The sequence below is a fragment of the Bacillus sp. UNC438CL73TsuS30 genome (assembly GCF_000482325.1).
Lineage (GTDB): Bacteria > Bacillota > Bacilli > Bacillales > Cytobacillaceae > Neobacillus.
Genome location: NZ_AXVA01000032.1, coordinates 24,898 through 46,618 on the forward strand (window position 1 = coordinate 24,898; position 21,721 = coordinate 46,618).

General features: G+C 40.5%; 33 protein-coding genes. All 33 read left to right on the top strand.

The window, feature by feature from the left end:
* Positions 1 to 8: 8 nt before the first annotated feature.
* The 33 genes from rpoC (at position 9) to rpsK (ending at position 21,552) form a co-directional block, all read left to right on the top strand.
* A complete protein-coding gene (gene rpoC / locus M028_RS0111705) occupies positions 9 to 3,608 on the top strand; it encodes a DNA-directed RNA polymerase subunit beta' (protein ID WP_026574081.1) in 3,600 nt (1,199 codons plus the stop codon).
* Between the two features lie 145 nt (positions 3,609 to 3,753).
* Positions 3,754 to 4,002, top strand: coding sequence for a 50S ribosomal protein L7ae-like protein (locus tag M028_RS0111710; protein ID WP_026574082.1), 249 nt, complete (start codon positions 3,754 to 3,756; stop codon positions 4,000 to 4,002).
* A gap of 104 nt (positions 4,003 to 4,106) precedes the next feature.
* A complete protein-coding gene (gene rpsL, locus M028_RS0111715; RefSeq protein ID WP_026574083.1) occupies positions 4,107 to 4,529 on the top strand; it encodes a 30S ribosomal protein S12 in 423 nt (140 codons plus the stop codon).
* 39 nt (positions 4,530 to 4,568) lie between these two features.
* A complete protein-coding gene (gene rpsG, locus M028_RS0111720; RefSeq protein ID WP_026574084.1) occupies positions 4,569 to 5,039 on the top strand; it encodes a 30S ribosomal protein S7 in 471 nt (156 codons plus the stop codon).
* 48 nt (positions 5,040 to 5,087) lie between these two features.
* Positions 5,088 to 7,169 (top strand): elongation factor G, encoded by a 2,082-nt coding sequence (gene fusA, locus M028_RS0111725; RefSeq protein ID WP_026574085.1) that lies wholly within the window; start codon positions 5,088 to 5,090, stop codon positions 7,167 to 7,169.
* A 128-nt stretch (positions 7,170 to 7,297) separates the two neighbouring features.
* Positions 7,298 to 8,485, top strand: coding sequence for an elongation factor Tu (gene tuf / locus M028_RS0111730; protein ID WP_026574086.1), 1,188 nt, complete (start codon positions 7,298 to 7,300; stop codon positions 8,483 to 8,485).
* A gap of 436 nt (positions 8,486 to 8,921) precedes the next feature.
* On the top strand, positions 8,922 to 9,230 hold the full coding sequence (rpsJ, locus tag M028_RS0111735) for a 30S ribosomal protein S10 (protein WP_007085291.1): 309 nt from the start codon (positions 8,922 to 8,924) through the stop codon (positions 9,228 to 9,230).
* Positions 9,231 to 9,269: 39 nt separating this feature from the next.
* Entirely contained in the window at positions 9,270 to 9,896 is a 627-nt protein-coding gene (rplC, locus tag M028_RS0111740; RefSeq protein WP_026574087.1) for a 50S ribosomal protein L3, read from the top strand.
* Positions 9,897 to 9,925: 29 nt separating this feature from the next.
* Positions 9,926 to 10,549, top strand: a complete 624-nt coding sequence (gene rplD / locus M028_RS0111745) for a 50S ribosomal protein L4 (RefSeq protein WP_026574088.1) — start codon at positions 9,926 to 9,928, stop codon at positions 10,547 to 10,549.
* Positions 10,546 to 10,833, top strand: a complete 288-nt coding sequence (gene rplW, locus M028_RS0111750) for a 50S ribosomal protein L23 (protein ID WP_197031410.1) — start codon at positions 10,546 to 10,548, stop codon at positions 10,831 to 10,833. The genes rplD and rplW overlap by 4 nt, the downstream gene beginning before the upstream one ends.
* A 29-nt stretch (positions 10,834 to 10,862) precedes the next feature.
* On the top strand, positions 10,863 to 11,693 hold the full coding sequence (gene rplB, locus M028_RS0111755; protein WP_026574090.1) for a 50S ribosomal protein L2: 831 nt from the start codon (positions 10,863 to 10,865) through the stop codon (positions 11,691 to 11,693).
* Between the two features lie 60 nt (positions 11,694 to 11,753).
* On the top strand, positions 11,754 to 12,032 hold the full coding sequence (gene rpsS / locus M028_RS0111760; protein ID WP_026574091.1) for a 30S ribosomal protein S19: 279 nt from the start codon (positions 11,754 to 11,756) through the stop codon (positions 12,030 to 12,032).
* Between the two features lie 17 nt (positions 12,033 to 12,049).
* Positions 12,050 to 12,391: a 50S ribosomal protein L22 gene (gene rplV, locus M028_RS0111765; RefSeq protein WP_026574092.1), complete on the top strand. Its 342-nt coding sequence runs from the start codon at positions 12,050 to 12,052 to the stop codon at positions 12,389 to 12,391.
* A 3-nt stretch (positions 12,392 to 12,394) separates the two neighbouring features.
* The gene (gene rpsC / locus M028_RS0111770) at positions 12,395 to 13,051 is read left to right on the top strand and encodes a 30S ribosomal protein S3 (RefSeq protein WP_026574093.1); all 657 of its coding nucleotides are present in this window, start codon (positions 12,395 to 12,397) and stop codon (positions 13,049 to 13,051) included.
* Between the two features lies 1 nt (position 13,052).
* The gene (gene rplP / locus M028_RS0111775) at positions 13,053 to 13,487 is read left to right on the top strand and encodes a 50S ribosomal protein L16 (protein WP_026574094.1); all 435 of its coding nucleotides are present in this window, start codon (positions 13,053 to 13,055) and stop codon (positions 13,485 to 13,487) included.
* Positions 13,477 to 13,677 (top strand): 50S ribosomal protein L29, encoded by a 201-nt coding sequence (gene rpmC, locus M028_RS0111780; protein WP_026574095.1) that lies wholly within the window; start codon positions 13,477 to 13,479, stop codon positions 13,675 to 13,677. Before rplP ends, rpmC begins: the two co-directional genes overlap by 11 nt.
* A 21-nt stretch (positions 13,678 to 13,698) precedes the next feature.
* On the top strand, positions 13,699 to 13,962 hold the full coding sequence (rpsQ, locus tag M028_RS0111785; RefSeq protein ID WP_026574096.1) for a 30S ribosomal protein S17: 264 nt from the start codon (positions 13,699 to 13,701) through the stop codon (positions 13,960 to 13,962).
* Positions 13,963 to 14,001: 39 nt separating this feature from the next.
* Complete coding sequence (gene rplN, locus M028_RS0111790) at positions 14,002 to 14,370, top strand: 50S ribosomal protein L14 (protein ID WP_026574097.1); 369 nt, start codon at positions 14,002 to 14,004, stop codon at positions 14,368 to 14,370.
* A 36-nt stretch (positions 14,371 to 14,406) separates the two neighbouring features.
* Entirely contained in the window at positions 14,407 to 14,715 is a 309-nt protein-coding gene (gene rplX / locus M028_RS0111795) for a 50S ribosomal protein L24 (protein WP_026574098.1), read from the top strand.
* 27 nt (positions 14,716 to 14,742) lie between these two features.
* On the top strand, positions 14,743 to 15,282 hold the full coding sequence (rplE, locus tag M028_RS0111800) for a 50S ribosomal protein L5 (RefSeq protein ID WP_026574099.1): 540 nt from the start codon (positions 14,743 to 14,745) through the stop codon (positions 15,280 to 15,282).
* Between the two features lie 24 nt (positions 15,283 to 15,306).
* Positions 15,307 to 15,492 (top strand): 30S ribosomal protein S14, encoded by a 186-nt coding sequence (gene rpsN, locus M028_RS0111805; RefSeq protein ID WP_009499044.1) that lies wholly within the window; start codon positions 15,307 to 15,309, stop codon positions 15,490 to 15,492.
* 30 nt (positions 15,493 to 15,522) lie between these two features.
* On the top strand, positions 15,523 to 15,921 hold the full coding sequence (gene rpsH / locus M028_RS0111810) for a 30S ribosomal protein S8 (protein WP_026574100.1): 399 nt from the start codon (positions 15,523 to 15,525) through the stop codon (positions 15,919 to 15,921).
* A 31-nt stretch (positions 15,922 to 15,952) separates the two neighbouring features.
* A complete protein-coding gene (gene rplF / locus M028_RS0111815; protein ID WP_026574101.1) occupies positions 15,953 to 16,489 on the top strand; it encodes a 50S ribosomal protein L6 in 537 nt (178 codons plus the stop codon).
* 33 nt (positions 16,490 to 16,522) lie between these two features.
* Positions 16,523 to 16,885, top strand: coding sequence for a 50S ribosomal protein L18 (gene rplR / locus M028_RS0111820; protein ID WP_026574102.1), 363 nt, complete (start codon positions 16,523 to 16,525; stop codon positions 16,883 to 16,885).
* A gap of 24 nt (positions 16,886 to 16,909) precedes the next feature.
* Positions 16,910 to 17,410, top strand: a complete 501-nt coding sequence (rpsE, locus tag M028_RS0111825) for a 30S ribosomal protein S5 (RefSeq protein ID WP_026574103.1) — start codon at positions 16,910 to 16,912, stop codon at positions 17,408 to 17,410.
* Positions 17,411 to 17,424: 14 nt separating this feature from the next.
* Positions 17,425 to 17,604: a 50S ribosomal protein L30 gene (gene rpmD / locus M028_RS0111830; protein WP_026574104.1), complete on the top strand. Its 180-nt coding sequence runs from the start codon at positions 17,425 to 17,427 to the stop codon at positions 17,602 to 17,604.
* Positions 17,605 to 17,636: 32 nt separating this feature from the next.
* Positions 17,637 to 18,077 (top strand): 50S ribosomal protein L15, encoded by a 441-nt coding sequence (rplO, locus tag M028_RS0111835; protein ID WP_026574105.1) that lies wholly within the window; start codon positions 17,637 to 17,639, stop codon positions 18,075 to 18,077.
* Positions 18,077 to 19,372, top strand: coding sequence for a preprotein translocase subunit SecY (gene secY, locus M028_RS0111840; RefSeq protein WP_026574106.1), 1,296 nt, complete (start codon positions 18,077 to 18,079; stop codon positions 19,370 to 19,372). The genes rplO and secY overlap by 1 nt, the downstream gene beginning before the upstream one ends.
* Before the next feature lie 56 nt (positions 19,373 to 19,428).
* Positions 19,429 to 20,079 carry an adenylate kinase gene (locus M028_RS0111845; RefSeq protein WP_026574107.1) on the top strand — a complete coding sequence of 217 codons (651 nt, stop codon included), beginning with the start codon at positions 19,429 to 19,431 and terminating at the stop codon, positions 20,077 to 20,079.
* A 303-nt stretch (positions 20,080 to 20,382) separates the two neighbouring features.
* Complete coding sequence (infA, locus tag M028_RS0111850; RefSeq protein WP_007085268.1) at positions 20,383 to 20,601, top strand: translation initiation factor IF-1; 219 nt, start codon at positions 20,383 to 20,385, stop codon at positions 20,599 to 20,601.
* A gap of 36 nt (positions 20,602 to 20,637) precedes the next feature.
* Positions 20,638 to 20,751, top strand: coding sequence for a 50S ribosomal protein L36 (gene rpmJ / locus M028_RS0111855; RefSeq protein ID WP_000868344.1), 114 nt, complete (start codon positions 20,638 to 20,640; stop codon positions 20,749 to 20,751).
* A 24-nt stretch (positions 20,752 to 20,775) separates the two neighbouring features.
* Positions 20,776 to 21,141, top strand: coding sequence for a 30S ribosomal protein S13 (gene rpsM, locus M028_RS0111860; protein ID WP_026574108.1), 366 nt, complete (start codon positions 20,776 to 20,778; stop codon positions 21,139 to 21,141).
* A 21-nt stretch (positions 21,142 to 21,162) separates the two neighbouring features.
* On the top strand, positions 21,163 to 21,552 hold the full coding sequence (rpsK, locus tag M028_RS0111865; RefSeq protein WP_026574109.1) for a 30S ribosomal protein S11: 390 nt from the start codon (positions 21,163 to 21,165) through the stop codon (positions 21,550 to 21,552).
* Positions 21,553 to 21,721: the final 169 nt, after the last annotated feature.

The following is a 21,721-nucleotide window of genomic DNA, read 5'->3' on the forward strand; positions in this document are numbered from 1 at the left end:
TAGGCCCCTTGCTGGACGTTAATAATTTTGAGTATATGAAAATCGGCCTTGCTTCACCGGATAAAATCCGTTCATGGTCATTCGGAGAAGTGAAGAAGCCAGAAACCATTAACTATCGTACATTAAAACCTGAAAAGGACGGCTTGTTCTGTGAAAGGATTTTTGGTCCAACTAAGGACTGGGAATGTCATTGCGGAAAGTATAAGCGTGTCCGTTATAAAGGTGTTGTCTGTGACCGATGCGGTGTTGAAGTAACGCGTGCAAAAGTTCGCCGTGAAAGAATGGGGCATATTGAACTTGCGGCACCTGTTTCACATATTTGGTATTTTAAAGGGATTCCAAGCAGAATGGGACTTGTTTTAGATATGTCTCCACGTGCATTGGAGGAAGTTATTTATTTTGCCTCTTATGTTGTAACAGATTCTGGTGACACTGCACTTGATAAGAAGCAGCTTTTATCTGAAAAGGAATACCGTGCATACCGTGAAAAGTTTGGCAATAAGTTTCAAGCAGCCATGGGTGCTGAAGCCATTAAGAAGTTACTCTCAGATATTGATTTAAATAAAGAAGTAGATAGCTTAAAGGAAGAATTGAAAACAGCACAAGGCCAGCGCCGTACACGTGCAATCAAACGCCTTGAAGTGTTAGAAGCCTTCCGTGGTTCTGGTAATGAACCATCTTGGATGATTCTTGATGTTCTTCCTGTTATTCCACCTGAATTACGACCAATGGTCCAATTGGATGGAGGAAGATTTGCAACTTCTGATCTGAATGATCTATATCGCCGCGTGATTAACCGTAATAACCGTTTAAAGCGTTTATTGGATCTTGGAGCACCAAGCATTATCGTACAAAACGAAAAGCGTATGCTGCAAGAGGCTGTTGATGCACTAATCGATAACGGCCGCCGCGGCCGTCCGGTAACTGGACCGGGAAATCGTCCATTAAAATCACTTTCCCACATGTTAAAGGGGAAACAAGGCCGTTTCCGTCAAAACTTGCTTGGAAAGCGTGTTGACTATTCTGGACGTTCCGTTATTGTTGTTGGTCCGAATTTGAAAATGTATCAATGTGGTCTTCCTAAAGAAATGGCGCTTGAATTGTTCAAGCCATTTGTTATGAAAGAACTTGTTGAAAAAGGTTTAGCACATAATATTAAATCTGCAAAACGGAAAATTGAAAGAGTTTCTCCTGAAGTTTGGGATGTCTTAGAAGATGTAATTAGAGAGCACCCAGTTTTATTAAACCGTGCCCCTACGTTGCATAGACTTGGAATTCAGGCATTTGAACCTACCCTTGTTGAAGGTCGGGCAATTCGATTGCACCCGCTTGTATGTACAGCATATAACGCTGACTTTGACGGGGACCAAATGGCTGTTCACGTTCCACTTTCTTCAGAAGCTCAAGCAGAAGCAAGATTGTTAATGCTTGCAGCTCAAAACATTTTGAATCCAAAAGATGGTAAGCCTGTTGTTACACCTTCTCAGGATATGGTGCTTGGTAACTATTACTTAACACTGGAAAGAGAAGGTACTGTCGGAGAAGGAATGATTTTCAAAGACACCAATGAGGCGCTGCTTGCTTACCAAAATGGTTTTGTTCATTACCATACTCGTGTGGCTGTTCATGCAGGTTCACTTCGAAATGAAACCTTTACTGAAGAACAAAACAATATGCTGTTGATTTCAACAGTGGGCAAATTAATTTTTAACGAAATTTTGCCGAAATCATTCCCTTATATCAATGAACCAACAAGAGATAACTTAGAGGTTAAAACCCCTGAGAAGTATTTTGTTGAAAAAGGTGATGATGTCCGTGCAAGAATCAAAGAAATGCCGATCGTCGATCCATTTAAAAAGAAAATCCTTGGAAATATCATTGCGGAAGTATTCAAGCGTTTCAAAATTACCGAAACCTCAAAAATGCTTGACCGGATGAAGGATTTAGGATTTAAACATTCAACGAAGGCCGGCATTACGGTTGGTGTTGCTGATATCGTCGTATTAGGTGAGAAACAGCAAATCCTTCACGAAGCACAGGAAAAAGTTGATAATGTTATGAAGCAATTTAGACGTGGTTTAATTACGGAAGATGAGCGTTACGATCGTGTCATTGCGATTTGGAGTGCGGCTAAAGATACGATTCAAGGTAAACTGATGAAATCCTTGAATAAAACCAATCCAATCTTCATGATGTCTGATTCCGGAGCGCGTGGTAACGCATCGAACTTTACACAGCTTGCTGGTATGCGAGGATTGATGGCCAACCCGGCTGGACGGATCATTGAGTTACCGATTAAATCAAGTTTCCGTGAAGGTTTAACCGTGTTGGAATACTTTATCTCCACTCATGGTGCCCGTAAAGGTCTTGCCGATACGGCGCTTAAAACAGCGGACTCTGGTTATTTAACACGTCGTCTAGTTGACGTTGCACAGGATGTTATCGTTCGTGATGATGACTGTGGAACGGACCGTGGATTGCTCATTCGTGCATTAAAAGACGGAAATGAAACGATCGAGTCATTAGAAGAACGTCTAATTGGCCGTTATGCTCGCAACCCAATTAAACATCCGGAAACGAAGGAAGTTCTTGTTCCTGAAAATGGACTAATTACTGAAGACCTTGCAGAGGTCATTGTCGGTGCCGGAGTTGAAGAAGTAAAAATTCGTTCTGTATTTACATGTAATACCCGTCATGGCGTATGTAAGAAGTGTTATGGCCGTAACTTGGCTACTGGACAGGAAGTGGAAGTGGGCGAAGCAGTAGGTATTATCGCAGCCCAATCCATTGGTGAACCAGGTACACAATTAACCATGCGTACATTCCATACAGGCGGTGTTGCTGGAGATGATATCACACAGGGTCTTCCGCGTATTCAAGAGATTTTTGAAGCACGTAACCCTAAAGGTCAAGCCGTTATTTCGGAAATTGATGGTGTGGTTGTCGGCATTAATGAGGGACGAGACCGTCAACATGAAATTGTTGTTCAAGGTGAAGTGGAATCACGTACTTACAATGCACCGTATACTGCCCGCTTGAAGGTAGCAATCGATGATCGTGTAGAACGTGGTGAAGAATTAACCGAAGGTTCAATCGACCCGAAAGAATTAATCAAAGTAAAAGACGTAAACGCCGTTCAGGAATACTTATTGCGTGAGGTACAAAAGGTTTACCGTATGCAAGGGGTAGAAATTGGCGATAAACACGTTGAGGTAATGGTTCGTCAAATGCTTCGCAAGGTGCGCGTAGTAGATGCCGGTGAGACAGAAGTACTTCCTGGTACATTACTCGATATTCACCAGTTTACGGATGCCAATGAAAAGGCGTTGTTATCTGGTAAATTACCTGCAACAGGACGACCTGTATTACTTGGTATTACCAAGGCATCCCTTGAAACGGATTCATTCTTGTCCGCTGCATCATTCCAAGAAACAACAAGGGTACTTACGGATGCTGCAATTAAGGGCAAACGCGATGAATTACTTGGTCTAAAGGAAAATGTTATCATTGGTAAGCTAGTTCCAGCTGGAACAGGAATGCAGCGATATCGCAAGGCAGAACCTGTATTTGCTGAAGCTGAATCAGACGAAACTGTTACGATTGACTAATATGGCCAGCGGTACCTGTTATCTAATAACAGGTACCGCATTTTAAAGAAAAATACTTTTTTTAAAGATTTGTTGACATCGCATTATTAAGATGTTAATATATCAAAGGTGCTCCTATTCACCTAGTACTTTGGAGGATATGAAAATGTCTTATGAAAAAGTATTACGGGCAAACAAAATTGTTATAGGAACAAAACAAACAGCGAAAGCACTTAAAAACGATCAAGTACAAGAGCTCGTTATAGCACGGGATGCTGATCCGAGGATTACAAATTCTGTGATAAATCAAGCCTTGCAAATGAACGTACCAATCCTCTATGTAGATTCAAACAAAAAGCTTGGAAAAGCATGTAGGGTTGATGTGGGAGCCTCAGCTGTTGCGATTATCCGTTAAAACTTGTTTTTGTAGATAGAGTAGTCTGCAAAAACTTTGTTTTTGCAAAAAAATGAACCACCTGGATGTGTGGGCTTACAAATAATGAAGGGAGGAAACATAACATGCCTACTATTAACCAATTAGTGCGCAAGCCTCGTCAGGCTATTACTGAGAAGTCAAAATCTCCTGCGCTAAACAAAGGTTACAATAGCTTCAAAAAATCACAAACAAATGTATCTTCACCACAAAAACGCGGAGTGTGTACTCGTGTTGGTACAATGACTCCAAAGAAACCGAACTCAGCGTTACGTAAATATGCTCGTGTACGTTTGACAAACGGTATTGAGGTGACAGCATACATTCCTGGAATCGGTCACAACCTTCAAGAGCACAGTGTTGTTCTTATCCGTGGAGGACGTGTAAAAGACTTACCAGGGGTACGTTATCATATCGTACGTGGAGCGCTTGATACTGCGGGTGTTAACAACCGTATGCAAGGTCGTTCTAAATATGGTACTAAGAGACCAAAAGCAGCTAAAAAATAATCGAAATAAATAACAGCTTTTTCGAAAGGAGGAAATAAAATGCCACGTAAAGGTCCTGTAGCAAAAAGAGACGTGTTACCAGATCCACTTTACAATTCTAAATTAGTTACTCGTCTAATCAATAAAATGATGGTTGACGGTAAAAGAGGTAAATCCCAAGAAATTCTTTACTCTGCGTTTGATACAATTCGTGAACGCACTGGTAAGGAACCAATGGAAATTTTCGATGCGGCGATGAAAAACATCATGCCTGTACTTGAAGTAAGAGCACGCCGTGTAGGTGGTGCAAACTACCAAGTACCAGTTGAGGTGCGCCCTGACCGCCGTACTACTTTAGGTCTTCGTTGGTTAGTTAACTATTCACGTCTTCGCGGTGAAAAAACGATGGAAGAGCGTTTAGCTAACGAAATCATGGATGCAGCTAACAACACTGGTGCATCTGTTAAGAAGCGTGAAGATACACACAAAATGGCTGAAGCAAACAAAGCGTTTGCTCACTATCGTTGGTAATTTAACCTTCAATATAAAAACTTTCATACTAGGAAGGAGAAAGACCCAATGGCAAGAGAGTTCTCCTTAGAAAACACTCGCAATATCGGCATCATGGCTCACATTGATGCTGGTAAAACAACCACCACTGAGCGTGTACTTTATTACACCGGTAAGATTCATAAAATCGGTGAAACGCATGAAGGTGCATCTCAGATGGACTGGATGGAGCAAGAACAGGAGCGCGGAATTACCATTACATCCGCTGCAACAACTGCGCAATGGCACGGTCACCGCGTAAACATCATTGACACACCGGGACACGTAGACTTCACTGTTGAAGTTGAACGTTCTCTTCGTGTACTTGATGGTGCAGTAGCCGTACTTGATGCACAATCAGGTGTTGAACCGCAAACTGAAACAGTTTGGCGTCAAGCAACAACCTACGGAGTACCACGTGTTGTATTCGTAAATAAGATGGACAAAATCGGAGCTGATTTCCTTTACTCATTAGGAACACTTCATGACCGCTTACAAGCGAATGCACATGCTATTCAGCTGCCAATTGGCGCTGAAGATCAGTTTGAAGCAATCATTGACCTAGTGGAAATGAATGCAGTATTCTACGGGAACGATTTAGGAACTGATATTGAAGTTCGTGAAATCCCTGAAGAATTCCGTGCTCAAGCTGAAGAATATCGTGAAAAACTAGTTGAAGCAGTTGCTGAATTAGATGAAGAATTAATGGAAAAATACCTTGGTGGTGAAGAAATCACTAAAGAAGAACTCAAAGCAGGGATTCGTAGAGGTACCGTTAATGTTGAATTCTACCCAGTAATCTGTGGATCTGCCTTCAAAAACAAAGGCGTTCAGTTAATGCTTGATGCAGTTATCGACTATCTTCCATCTCCATTAGATGTACCTGCGATTAAAGGTCATGCAGTGGACGATGAAGATGAGGTTTTAGAGCGTCATTCAAGTGATGAAGAGCCATTCGCTGCTCTTGCATTTAAAGTTATGACTGACCCTTATGTTGGTAAATTAACGTTCTTCCGCGTGTACTCTGGTACTTTAGAGTCTGGATCATATGTCCAAAACTCTACTAAAGGAAAGCGTGAACGTATTGGACGTATCCTACAAATGCACGCAAACAGCCGTCAGGAAATTTCTAAGGTTTATGCCGGTGATATTGCTGCAGCAGTTGGTTTGAAAGATACTACTACTGGCGATACACTTTGCGATGACAAAAACCTTGTTATCTTAGAGTCTATGCAATTCCCAGAACCAGTAATCCAACTTTCTGTTGAGCCAAAATCTAAAGCAGACCAAGATAAAATGACAACTGCTTTACAAAAGCTTCAAGAAGAAGATCCAACGTTCCGTGCACATACTGACCAGGAAACTGGACAAGTTATCATCGCAGGTATGGGTGAACTTCACCTCGATATCATCGTTGACCGTATGCGCCGTGAATTTAAGGTCGAAGCAAATGTTGGTGCGCCTCAGGTTGCATACCGTGAAACTTTCCGTGCTTCAGCGCAAGTAGAAGGTAAGTTTGCACGTCAATCTGGTGGTCGTGGACAATATGGTCACGTTTGGATTGAATTCTCACCTAACGAAGAAGGAAAAGGATTCGAATTCGAAAACGGTATTGTCGGTGGTGTTGTTCCTCGTGAATACATCGCACCAGTTCAAGCTGGACTAGAAGATGCTCTACAACGTGGTGTTCTTGCTGGATATCCGTTAGTGGATATTAAAGCAAGATTGTTCGATGGATCATACCATGATGTTGACTCTTCTGAAATGGCGTTTAAGATTGCCGCTTCAATGGCTCTTAAAAATGCTGCATCAAAGTGTCAGCCGGTTATTCTAGAACCTATGATGAGAGTAGAAGTTGTTATCCCTGAAGAATACTTAGGGGATATCATGGGTCAAATCACTGCTCGTCGCGGCCGTGTTGAAGGTATGGAAGCACGCGGTAACGCTCAAGTAGTTCGTGCAATGGTTCCACTTTCAGAAATGTTTGGATACGCAACAGCACTTCGCTCAAGTACACAAGGTCGTGGAGTATTCTCTATGCACTTTGATCACTATGAAGAAGTTCCAAAATCTGTTTCTGAAGAAATCATCAAAAAAAATAAAGGTGAATAATTGATTTTCACCTTTATTTAAAGTATAACTACTTATGTAAGAATGGAGACTGTAATTTAGGACAACCAATTTACAGTTTCCACTTAACTATACTTAAACTTTTATAATCCAAAGGAGGATTTTCCAAAATGGCAAAAGCTAAATTCGACCGTTCTAAGCCACACGTTAACATTGGTACAATCGGACACGTTGACCATGGTAAAACTACTTTAACTGCTGCAATCACTTCTGTTCTTGCTAAGTCTGGTAAAGCAGAAGCACGTGCATATGATCAAATCGATGGTGCACCTGAAGAAAAAGAACGTGGTATCACAATCTCTACTGCACACGTTGAGTACGAAACAGATGCTCGTCACTACGCACACGTTGACTGCCCAGGACACGCTGACTATGTTAAAAACATGATCACTGGTGCTGCGCAAATGGACGGCGGTATCCTAGTTGTATCAGCAACTGATGGTCCAATGCCACAAACTCGTGAGCACATTCTTTTATCACGTCAGGTTGGTGTACCTTACCTTGTTGTTTTCATGAACAAGTGTGACATGGTTGACGATGAAGAACTTCTTGAATTAGTAGAAATGGAAATTCGTGATCTTCTTTCTGAATACGATTTCCCTGGCGATGACACTCCAGTTATCAAAGGCTCTGCTCTTAAAGCATTAGAAGGCGAAGCTGCTTGGGAAGAAAAAATCTTTGAACTAATGAACGCAGTTGATGAATTTATCCCAACTCCAACTCGTGACACTGATAAGCCATTCATGATGCCAGTTGAGGATGTATTCTCAATCACTGGTCGTGGTACAGTTGCTACAGGCCGTGTTGAACGTGGTGTAGTTAAAGTTGGTGACGTAGTTGAAATCGTAGGTTTCACTGAAGAACCAAAATCTACTACTGTAACAGGTGTAGAAATGTTCCGTAAGCTTCTTGACTTCGCAGAAGCTGGAGATAACATCGGTGCTCTTCTTCGTGGTGTAGCACGTGAAGAAATCGAACGTGGTCAAGTATTGGCTAAACCAAAGTCAATTACTCCACACACTAAATTCTTAGCTCAAGTTTACGTTTTAACAAAAGAAGAAGGTGGACGTCATACTCCATTCTTCTCAAACTATCGTCCACAATTCTATTTCCGTACTTCTGATATCACTGGTGTTGTTAACTTACCAGAAGGTACTGAAATGGTTATGCCTGGCGACCACATCGAAATGACTGTTGAGCTTATCGCTCCTGTTGCGATTGAAGAAGGAACTAAATTCTCTATCCGTGAAGGCGGACGTACTGTAGGATCTGGTTCTATTACTACAATCCAAGCTTAATTAATAAATAGTAAAAAGCAGATGGGTGACGATCCATCTGCTTTTTTTATTGAAAAGACAGAGATTATAACTGATATTCAAAAATGAATTTCGAGTTTCTTCTATTATATATAAGAAAATTACTTTTATGAATTTTACAATTTCTATGGAATCGTGAAGTATACAAGGATATTATTGGAGATTCATTTTTGCTATTGAAATTAGTGTAATGTGCAGTTATAATATTAAAAGTGTGCTAAGCACAAGAAACATTAAAGAAATTCGTAATAAGTGTTGCGTTTACTTTATGTTTTATGTATAATAGACAATGTTGGTCTTTGACTGCGATGATGTGGAAGGTTGCTGACACACCCGGCCGCTTTGCCATGGCGAGTGTGTGGGAAATTTTCACTGAGTATGTCTATTTAAGAAAATAGGCGATAAAGGAGGGAAAATAATGGCAAAACAAAAAATTCGTATCCGTTTAAAAGCGTATGATCACAGAATCCTTGATCAATCTGCAGAAAAAATCGTAGAAACAGCAAAACGTTCAGGTGCGGCAGTTTCGGGTCCGATCCCACTACCAACTGAAAAATCTGTTTACACAATTCTTCGTGCGGTTCATAAGTACAAAGATTCACGTGAGCAATTCGAAATGCGGACACATAAGCGTCTAATCGACATCGTTAATCCAACTCCACAAACAGTTGATGCATTAATGCGTTTAGATTTACCATCTGGTGTTGATATCGAAATTAAACTTTAATAAAAATAAATGAACATAAATTATAGGAGGTGTGACTAAATGACCAAAGGAATCTTAGGAAGAAAGATTGGTATGACTCAAGTATTTGTTGAAAACGGCAATTTAATCCCAGTTACTGTTGTTGAAGCTGCTGCAAACGTTGTTCTTCAAAAGAAATCAGTTGAAACTGATGGCTACGAAGCAATCCAAATCGGATTTGATGACAAACGTGAGAAATTAGCTAACAAACCAGAAAAGGGCCATGCTGCAAAAGCTAATACTGCTCCTAAGCGCTTCGTTCGCGAAATTCGCGGAGTTGATGTTGCAGGGTATGAAGTTGGTCAAGAAGTCAAGGTTGATATTTTCGCTGCAGGTGAGACTGTAGATGTAACAGGAATTTCAAAAGGTAAAGGTTTCCAAGGCTCAATTAAGCGCCACGGACAATCTCGCGGCCCTATGGCTCACGGTTCCCGTTATCATCGTCGTCCTGGTTCAATGGGACCTGTTGCTCCAAACCGTGTATTTAAAGGTAAAGCATTACCTGGACGTATGGGTGGAGAACAAGTAACTGTACAAAATCTTGAAATTGTAAAAGTTGATGTTGAACGCAACTTATTATTGATTAAAGGTAATGTTCCAGGAGCTAAAAAATCACTATTAAAAATTAAAAGTGCGGTAAAAGCATAATTACTTCATAAGAAAGGAGGAACAAAAGCATGCCTAAAGTAGCATTATTAAACCAAACTGGGTCACAAGTTGGTGAAATCGAACTTAATGAATCAGTATTTGGTATTGAGGTAAACCAACACGTTTTATTTGAAGCGATTGTTATGCAACGCGCTTCATTACGTCAAGGAACTCATAAAGTAAAAGGGCGTTCTGAAGTGCGCGGCGGTGGTCGTAAACCATGGCGTCAAAAAGGAACTGGTCGTGCTCGTCAAGGGTCTATCCGTTCTCCACAATGGCGCGGAGGTGGTACTGTATTTGGTCCAACACCACGCAGCTACAGCTATAAATTACCGAAAAAAGTGCGTCGCTTAGCGATCAAATCAGCACTTTCATCTAAAGTGGTAGAAGAAAACATTTTGGTACTTGAAAGCTTAAATTTCGATGCACCAAAAACAAAAGAATTCAAATCAGTATTAGGTGGTCTTTCTGTTGAGAAAAAGGCACTTATTGTTACTGCTGACCTAGATGAAAACGTAGCATTATCTGCTCGTAACATCCCTGGTGTAACTGTTGTAACAGCTGATGGAATCAACGTATTAGACGTTGTAAATCATGATAAGTTGATCATGACTAAAGCAGCGGTTGAAAAAGTAGAGGAGGTGCTTGCATAATGGATGCACGCGATATCATTAAGCGCCCCGTTATCACTGAACGTTCTACTGACCTAATGGCTGAAAAGAAGTATACATTTGAAGTTGATGTTAGAGCGAATAAAACTCAGGTTAAAGATGCTGTTGTAGCAATCTTTGGCGTTGATGTTGAAAAAGTTAACATCATGAACTACAAAGGTAAATTCAAGCGTATGGGTAAATTCGGTGGTTACACAAATAAACGTCGTAAAGCAATTGTAAAATTAACAGCTGACAGCAAAGAAATTGAATTCTTTGAAGCATAAGAATCTATCTAGAAGAGGAGGGAAACAAAATGGCGATTAAAAAGTACAAACCTACCTCCAATGGTCGTCGCGGTATGACTACTTCTGATTTCGCAGAAATCACAACTAGCACACCAGAAAAATCTCTATTAGCTCCATTAAAGAGAAAAGGCGGCCGTAATAATCAAGGTAAGTTAACTGTTCGTCATCAAGGTGGCGGCCATAAGCGTCAATATCGTTTAATTGACTTTAAACGTACAAAAGATGGCATTCCTGGACGCGTTGCCACAATTGAGTATGATCCAAACCGTTCTGCAAATATTGCATTAATCAACTATGCAGATGGAGAAAAGCGTTATATCTTAGCGCCTAAAAACCTACAGGTTGGCATGGAAGTAATGTCTGGCCCTGAGGCTGATATTAAAGTTGGTAATGCACTTCCATTAGCAAACATTCCAGTTGGTACTGTAGTACACAACATTGAATTAAAACCAGGAAAAGGTGGACAACTGGTACGTGCTGCTGGTACATCTGCACAAGTTCTTGGTAAAGAAGGCAAATACGTACTTGTACGTTTGAATTCTGGTGAAGTTCGTATGATTCTTTCTGAATGCCGTGCGTCAATCGGTCAAGTTGGAAACGAACAACACGAATTAATCAACATTGGTAAAGCTGGTCGTTCACGCTGGTTAGGCAAACGTCCAACTGTTCGTGGATCTGTAATGAACCCTAATGATCACCCACACGGTGGTGGTGAAGGTCGCGCTCCTATCGGACGTAAATCACCAATGTCTCCATGGGGTAAACCAACTCTTGGATTCAAAACTCGTAAGAAGAAAAATAAATCGGACAAATTTATTGTTCGTCGTCGTAAAAAATAACGTGATTGAACTACGGTTCAAAGGAAGAACCGTAGAACTGTCACGAAGGGAGGTTCATTCATGGGTCGCAGCTTAAAAAAAGGACCATTCGTTGATGATCATTTAATGGTAAAGATCGAAAAGTTAAATGAAACTGAAGGTAAACAAGTTGTTAAAACTTGGTCACGCCGTTCTACGATCTTCCCACAATTTATCGGACACACTATCGCAGTTTATGATGGTCGTAAACATGTGCCTGTATATGTAACTGAAGACATGGTTGGACACAAGCTTGGAGAATTCGCTCCAACTCGTGCTTACAAAGGCCATGGTAATGATGATAAGAAAACCAGACGTTAAGAGAGGAGGGCATCCAAATGCAAGCTAAAGCTGTTGCAAGAACAGTTCGTATTGCTCCTCGTAAAGTACGTTTAGTCGTCGATTTAATTCGAGGTAAGCAAGTTGGTGAAGCGGTGGCGATTTTAAATCTCACTCCTAAGGCTGCTTCTCCAGTCGTTGAGAAAGTACTAAAATCTGCTATGGCAAATGCCGAGCATAACTATGAAATGGACGTAAATAACTTGGTAGTTGCACAAGCATTTGTTGACGAAGGACCAACTTTAAAACGTTTCCGTCCTCGCGCAATGGGCCGTGCAAGCCAAATTAACAAACGCACAAGTCATATTACAATCGTTCTATCAGAAAAGAAGGAGGGATAATCAGTGGGTCAAAAAGTAAATCCAGTCGGTTTGCGTATCGGAATCATCCGTGATTGGGAATCTAAGTGGTACGCAGGTAAAGACTTTGCTGATCTTTTACACGAAGACCTTAAGGTTCGTGAGTACATCACAAAACGTTTAAAAGATGCTTCTGTTTCTAAAGTAGAAATCGAACGTGCTGCAAACCGTGTAAACGTTACTGTTCATACTGCTAAGCCAGGTATGGTTATCGGTAAAGGCGGTACTGAAGTTGAAGCACTTCGTAAAGCATTAAATGCATTAACTGGCAAACGTGTTCACATCAATATTCTTGAAATCAAGAAAGCTGATGTTGACGCTAAATTAGTTGCTGAAAATATTGCTCGTCAATTAGAAAACCGTGTATCTTTCCGTCGTGCACAAAAGCAAGCAATTCAACGTGCTATGCGTGCTGGAGCGAAAGGTATTAAAACAATGGTATCCGGTCGTTTAGGCGGTGCAGATATTGCTCGTTCAGAACACTACAGCGAAGGAACAGTTCCACTTCATACACTTCGCGCCGACATCGACTATGCAACAGCTGAAGCAGATACTACCTATGGTAAGCTTGGCGTAAAAGTATGGATCTATCGTGGAGAAGTCCTTCCTACTAAGAAGAAAACTGAGGAAGGAGGCAAATAATATGTTATTGCCAAAACGCGTAAAATATCGCCGTCAACACCGCGGAAAAATGCGTGGAAACGCAAAAGGCGGCACTGAAGTAACTTTCGGTGAATACGGTCTTCAAGCATTAGAAGCATCTTGGATCACAAACCGTCAAATCGAAGCGGCTCGTATTGCAATGACTCGTTACATGAAACGTGGCGGTAAAGTTTGGATTAAAATTTTCCCACACAAGCCTTATACTGCTAAGCCTCTTGAGGTGCGGATGGGTTCTGGTAAAGGGGCACCTGAAGGATGGGTAGCCGTAGTTAAACCAGGAAAAATTATGTTTGAAATCGCTGGCGTTTCTGAAGAAATCGCTCGTGAAGCACTTCGTCTTGCAATGCACAAACTTCCAGTAAAATGTAAGTTTGTAAAACGTGAAGAAATTGGTGGTGAATCAAATGAAAGCTAATGAACTTCGTGACCTAACCACTGCTGAAATTGAACAAAAAGTTAAATCTTTAAAAGAAGAGCTTTTCAACCTTCGCTTTCAATTGGCGACAGGACAACTTGAAAATACGGCTCGTATCCGTGAAGTACGCAAAGCGATTGCTCGCATGAAGACTGTGATTCGTGAAAGAGAAATCAGCGTAAACAAGTAATAGTGAGAGGAGGTTCACATAATGAGTGAACGTAACCAACGCAAAGTTTACACTGGACGCGTTGTTTCTGACAAAATGGATAAAACTATTACTGTTTTAGTCGAAACATACAAAAAGCATCCATTATACGGTAAACGCGTTAAGTACTCTAAAAAGTATAAAGCTCATGATGAGCAAAATCAGGCAAAAGTTGGCGACATCGTACGTATCATGGAAACTCGCCCGCTTTCAGCTACAAAGCGCTTCCGCCTAGTAGAAGTAGTAGAAAAAGCAGTTATTATTTAATTGTTCGGATTATGTTCATTCCGAAGGGAGGTTACACGCATGATTCAACAAGAATCACGTTTAAAAGTTGCTGACAACTCTGGTGCTCGTGAAGTACTTACTATTAAAGTTCTCGGTGGTTCTGGTCGCAAAACTGCTGGTATCGGTGATGTTATCGTTTGTACAGTAAAACAAGCAACACCAGGTGGCGTTGTTAAAAAAGGTGATGTGGTTAAAGCTGTTATTGTACGTACAAAAAGCGGTGCACGTCGCACTGATGGTACCTACATTAAATTTGACGAAAACGCATGTGTAATTATCAAAGATGATAAGAGCCCACGCGGTACTCGTATCTTCGGACCAGTTGCCCGCGAACTTCGCGAAAACAACTTCATGAAAATTGTTTCTTTAGCTCCAGAAGTATTATAATTTTAAATTAATATGCCTTTAAGGAGGTGCTTAATGATGCATGTGAAAAAAGGTGACAAAGTAAGAGTTCTCTCTGGTAAGGATAAAGGAAAAACTGGTGTGATTCTAGCTGCTTACCCTAAAGAAGCCCGTGTGCTTGTAGAAGGTGTAAACATCGTGAAAAAACACACTAAGCCTTCTCAATTGAATCCACAAGGTGGAATCATCAGCCAAGAGGCTCCAATTCATGTATCAAACGTTATGCCTATCGATCCTAAATCAGGTAACCCAACTCGTGTAGGTTACAAAACGGTTGATGGCAAAAAAGTACGCGTAGCAAAATCCGGTGAAGTTTTAGATAAATAGTTTAAATTAAGAAGGGAGGTACAATAAGTGAACCGCCTAAAAGATAAATTTGTAAAAGAAATTTCTCCTGCTCTAATGAGCAAATTTAATTATAAATCAGTAATGCAAGTACCAAAAATTGAGAAGATCGTTATTAACATGGGTGTTGGTGACGCAGTTCAAAATGCTAAAGCACTAGATAATGCTGTAGAAGAACTTGCTACAATTACTGGCCAAAAACCTGTCGTAACTCGTGCGAAAAAATCAATCGCTGGTTTCCGTCTTCGTGAAGGTATGCCAATCGGCGCAAAGGTTACTCTTCGTGGAGAGCGCATGTACCAATTCTTGGACAAATTAGTTTCTGTATCCTTACCTCGTGTACGTGACTTCCGTGGTGTTTCTAAGAAGGCATTCGATGGTCGCGGTAACTATACTTTAGGTATCAAGGAACAATTAATCTTCCCAGAAATTGATTACGATAAAGTAACAAAGGTTCGTGGTATGGATATTGTTATCGTTACCACTGCTAACACCGATGAAGAAGCTCGTGAGTTGTTAACTCAAGTTGGAATGCCATTCCAAAAGTAATCGCTAAATAAGGGAGGCGAAAACGTGGCTAAAAAGTCAATGATTGCGAAACAAAAGCGCACGCCTAAATACAAAGTACAAGAGTACACACGTTGCGAACGTTGCGGACGTCCACACTCTGTATATCGTAAATTTAAGCTTTGCCGTATTTGTTTCCGTGAATTAGCATACAAAGGACAAATTCCTGGTGTTAAAAAAGCCAGCTGGTAAAACTAAAGGTTTGGGAAGGAGGTAAAAATAATGGTCATGACAGATCCAATTGCTGATATGCTTACTCGCATTCGAAATGCGAATATGGTACGTCACGAAAAGTTAGAAGTACCTGCTTCTAATATCAAAAAAGAAATCGCTGAAATTCTAAAGCGCGAAGGTTTCGTACGTGACGTTGAATTTATCGATGACAACAAACAAGGTATTATCCGTATCTTCCTTAAGTACGGTACAAATAACGAACGTGTTATTACTGGTCTTAAACGTATTAGTAAGCCTGGTCTTCGCGTTTACGCTAAATCTACTGAGGTACCTCGTGTACTTAATGGTCTTGGTATTGCACTAGTTTCAACTTCAACAGGTGTTATTACTGATAAAGAAGCTCGTGCAAAACAAGTTGGCGGAGAAGTATTAGCTTACGTTTGGTAATAGAGTTTCTGAAAGAATGGAGGTGCACTAAATGTCTCGCGTAGGAAAAAAACCAATTGAAATTCCAGCTGGAGTTACAATTACTTTAAATAATCAAACCGTTACTGTAAAAGGTCCTAAAGGCGAATTAACTCGTACTTTTAATCCTGATATTACAATTAACGTTGAAGAGAATGTGGTCAACATTTCTCGTCCATCAGACGTAAAAGAACACCGCGCATTACATGGTACAACTCGTGCTGTTATTGCCAACATGGTTGAAGGTGTTTCTAAAGGTTTCGAAAGAGGTTTAGAATTAATCGGGGTTGGATACCGTGCGCAAAAACAAGGGAACAAGCTTGTTTTAAACGTTGGTTATTCTCATCCTGTAGAAATTGAACCTGAAAAAGGACTTGAAATTGAAGTTCCTTCCAATACAAAAGTTATTGTAAAGGGAACTGACAAAGAACGCGTTGGTGCGTTAGCTGCTAACATTCGCCAAGTTCGCCCGCCAGAGCCATATAAAGGCAAAGGTATTCGCTACGAAGGTGAATTCGTTCGTCGTAAAGAAGGTAAAACTGGTAAGTAATCGCCTTATGGGTAAACGAAAGGAGTGACGTAAATGATTACGAAGCTTGATAAAAACGCTGTTCGCCGTAAAAGACATGCTCGAGTACGTGCGAAACTTAGCGGAACTTCAGCTCGTCCACGTCTAAATGTGTTTCGTTCTAATAAACATATTTATGCTCAAATTATCGATGACATGAATGGAGTTACTTTAGCAAGTGCTTCAACTTTAGATAAAGAATTAAATCTTGAGTCTTCAAGCAATGTTGATGCAGCACAAAAGGTCGGAGAATTAGTTGCGAAACGTGCAGCTGAAAAGGGTATTTCAAACGTTGTCTTTGACCGTGGAGGATACCTTTATCATGGACGTATTCAAGCATTAGCTGATGCTGCTCGCGAAAACGGCTTACAATTTTAATAGACAAAGGAGGGACACAAAAAGATGCGTCGTATTGATCCAAACAAACTTGAACTAGAAGAACGCGTAGTTACGGTTAACCGTGTTGCGAAAGTTGTTAAAGGTGGACGTCGTTTCCGTTTCACTGCTCTTGTAGTAGTTGGAGATAAAAACGGTCATGTCGGATTCGGTACTGGTAAAGCTCAAGAGGTACCGGATGCGATTCGTAAAGCTATCGAAGATGCGAAGAAAAACTTAGTCGAAGTACCTATGGTTGGAACTACTGTTCCTCACCAAGTAATTGGTCGTTTCGGTGCTGGCGAAATCCTTTTAAAACCTGCTTCTGAAGGTACAGGAGTTATCGCTGGTGGACCAGTTCGTGCGGTTCTTGAATTAGCTGGTGTTGCTGATATCCTTTCAAAATCTTTAGGAACAAATACACCAATTAATATGGTTCGTGCAACTGTAGATGGTTTAAAACAATTAAAACGTGCTGAGGACGTAGCAAAGTTACGTGGTAAATCAGTAGAAGAACTGTTAGGATAAGGGGGGGAATTCAAATGGCGAAACTATTAATTACCCTCAACCGTAGCCTAATTGGTCGCCCTGAAGACCAACGTGCGACAGTTACTGCGCTTGGATTACGTAAATTAAATCAAACAGTTGAGCATCAAGATAACGCTGCTATTCGCGGTATGATTAATAAAGTTGCTCACCTTGTAACAGTAAAAGAACAATAATTAATTGTTTTCTTTCATAAGGAGGTGCCAATATGAAACTTCATGAATTAAAACCTGCAGAGGGTTCACGTAAAGAACGTAAACGTTTAGGACGTGGTATCGGTTCTGGTCAAGGTAAAACTGCTGGTAAAGGTCATAAAGGACAAAACGCTCGTTCAGGCGGCGGTGTTCGCTTAGGATTCGAGGGTGGTCAAACACCATTATTCCGTCGTTTACCAAAACGTGGTTTTACGAACTTCAGCCGTAAAGAATTTGCGGTTGTAAACCTTGATGCTCTTAATCGCTTTGAAGAAGGTACAGAAGTTACTCCAGAACTTCTTATCGAATCAGGCGTTGTTAAGAACGAAAGAGCAGGAATTAAAATTCTTGCAAAAGGGAACGTAGAGAAAAAGTTGACTGTAAAAGCTCATAAATTCTCCTCTGCCGCCAAAGAAGCAATTGAAGCTGCCGGTGGAAGCGTTGAGGTGATCTAATGTTCCGAACAATCTCCAATTTTATGCGCGTGGGTGATATAAGACGAAAGATTCTATTCACCCTTTTAATGTTAGTAATCTTTCGTCTAGGTACTTTTATTCCTGTGCCTAATGTAAATGCTGATGTACTTAGCGCGCAGGATAAACTTAGTGTGTTCGGCGTTTTAAATACTTTTGGCGGTGGAGCATTAAAACAATTCTCCATCTTTGCAATGGGTATTATGCCGTATATTACTGCTTCAATTATTATCCAGCTTTTACAAATGGATGTTGTTCCAAAATTTACAGAATGGTCCAAGCAGGGAGAAGCCGGTCGTCGGAAAACTGCTCAGTTTACCCGTTATGCTACTGTCGTGCTTGGATTTATCCAAGCATTAGGTATGTCCTACGGATTCAATAACCTTGCAAATGGTCAATTAATTGAAAACCCAGGAATTGGTACCTACTTATTAATTGCAGTTGTTTTAACTGCTGGTACATCATTCTTAATGTGGCTTGGTGAGCAAATTACTGAAAAAGGTGTTGGGAATGGGATTTCTATAATCATCTTTGCAGGTATTGTTGCTGGGATTCCAACCACTGTGAAACAAATTTTTGTTCAACAGTTTGAAAATGCCGGTGAGGCGTTATTTTTACGAATTGTAACTGTTGTGATCATTGCGATTGCTGTTATTGCTATTGTTGTGGGTGTTATTTTTATCCAACAAGCAAATCGTAAAATTCCAATCCAATATGCTAAGCGTGTTGTGGCAGGCCGAAATCCTGTAGGAGGACAATCGACTCATATGCCTTTAAAGGTTAACGCAGCAGGGGTTATTCCTGTTATCTTTGCGATTTCCTTTATTGTAACACCAAGGACGGTTGCTTCTTTCTTCCCGCAAAACGATGTAACGATTTGGATTAACAAAATATTTGATTATTCTCATCCAATTGGGATGATCATATATGCTGCTTTAATTATCGCGTTTACTTACTTCTATGCTTTTATCCAAGTGAATCCTGAACAAGCTGCGGAAAACTTACAAAAGCAAAGCGGCTATATTCCTGGTATTCGTCCTGGAAAAAGTACACAAGAATACCTAACGCGCGTATTATATCGTTTAACTTTTGTTGGTGCGCTCTTCTTAGCAGCGATTTCGGTTCTTCCGGTTATCTTTATTAAGATAGGGAATCTTCCGCAATCAGCTCAAATTGGAGGAACAAGCCTGCTAATCGTTGTCGGGGTCGCCCTTGATACGATGAAACAGCTTGAGGCTCAATTGGTTAAGCGTCATTATAAAGGTTTTATAAAATAAAGGTTTGGGGGATCAAGTCCCCTTAAAACCTATCAATAGCACGAGGGGGAATACGTGTGAATTTAGTATTAATGGGGCTTCCGGGTGCCGGTAAAGGCACACAGGCCGAAAGAATAGTTGAAAAATACGGCATCCCTCATATCTCTACTGGAGATATGTTCCGTGCAGCGATGAAAGAAGGAACAGAACTAGGTTTAAAAGCTAAATCCTTCATGGATAAAGGTGAACTTGTTCCGGATGAAGTAACAATCGGAATTGTTCGTGAGCGATTAAGTAAAGAAGACTGTCAAAAGGGATTTTTACTAGACGGCTTTCCTAGAACAGTACCTCAAGCAGAAGCATTGGAAACTCTTCTTGTTGAACTAAACAGGTCAATTGACTATTGTATTAACATTGATGTTGACAAGAATATCCTAATGGAGCGCTTAACAGGGCGCCGTATCTGTAAGGATTGTGGCGCTACTTATCATCTTGTGTTTAACCCACCAGCTCATGAAGGGAAATGCGATCGCTGCGGCGGAGAATTGTACCAACGGGCAGATGATAATGCGGAAACTGTACAAAATCGGTTGGATGTAAATATTAAACAATCAAAGCCATTATTGGATTTCTATGATGCAAAGGGATATTTACGTACGATCAACGGGCAGCAAGATATTAATGTAGTATTTGCTGAAATTGAGCGATTACTAGGGATATTAATCTAATGACCAAATGCAAAACCAGGCTAAATGTCTCTCGTACATCTCCGAAAAGATTCTAACTTTTGTGGATGCAATCGGTTTTCAATTATATGAGTATGCCGGACATCGTGTTTGGCAAAACTTACATGATGATGGATAATTAATAGAGATCGCGTCTAAAGCCTGGCATAGAAATTTTAATTTCTAATTGTTACTAGAAGACGTGGTACAGGTCATTATGCTATAATCGTAAAGTTGAGCTTTGATTTGCACTTGCACTAGTTTTTAAATAAATGACAATCTGAAAAGAGAAGGGAGACGTGTCCAATGGCCAAAGATGATGTAATTGAAATTGAAGGTAAAGTCATTGAAACTTTGCCAAATGCAATGTTTAAGGTAGAATTAGAAAATGGTCATACTGTGCTAGCTCATGTTTCGGGTAAAATTCGAATGCACTTCATTCGAATCCTTCCGGGTGACAAAGTGACTGTTGAGCTTTCTCCATATGACTTGACACGCGGAAGAATTACTTACCGCTTTAAATAATTGCTTGCACTCCGTACTACTAAGGAGGTTAGGATAATGAAAGTAAGACCATCTGTTAAACCGATCTGCGAAAAGTGCAAAGTTATCCGTAGACGCGGAAAAGTTATGGTTATCTGTGAAAACCCTAAACATAAACAAAAACAAGGTTAATTTTTGAAGGAGGTGCGCTAAAATATGGCACGTATTGCTGGTGTAGATATTCCACGTGAAAAACGTGTAGTTATCTCGTTAACTTACATTTATGGTATTGGTAAAAATACAGCACAAAAAATCTTAGCAGAAGCTGGTGTTTCTGAAGATACACGTGTGCGTGATCTAACTGAAGACGAATTAAACAAAATCCGTGATATCATCGACAAACTAAAAGTTGAAGGTGATCTTCGCCGTGAAATTTCTCTTAACATTAAGCGTTTAATGGAAATCGGCTGCTACCGCGGATTACGTCATCGTCGTGGTTTACCGGTTCGTGGACAAAATACTAAAAACAACGCTCGTACACGCAAAGGTCCTCGTAAGACCGTTGCGAACAAGAAGAAGTAATCGGCAAAGGAGGTTATTTAAATGGCACGTAAGACGAATACACGTAAACGTCGTGTTAAAAAGAATATTGAATCAGGTATTGCACATATCCGTTCAACATTTAACAACACAATTGTAACAATCACTGATGTTCATGGTAATGCAATTTCATGGTCAAGTGCAGGTGCGCTTGGATTTAAAGGTTCTCGTAAATCTACTCCATTCGCAGCGCAAATGGCAGCTGAAACAGCAGCAAAAACTTCTATCGAACACGGTATGAAAACACTAGAAGTAACGGTTAAAGGACCAGGTGCAGGACGTGAAGCTGCCATTCGTGCTCTTCAAGCTGCTGGTCTTGAAGTAACAGCAATTAAAGATGTTACTCCTGTTCCTCATAATGGATGCCGTCCACCAAAACGTCGTCGTGTTTAATTTTTCTGTATAGACTTTCGTATCCCTGTCTATAATGGGATATGATACTAATTTTTCCGTTCATACAGAAGATTTATTCCAGTTGTTGTGCACAAAACGGGAACGTATACATGGGGGAATTTCGGTTAGATCATTTACCTAATCGAGGTTTTCGACGTTTTGAAGGAGG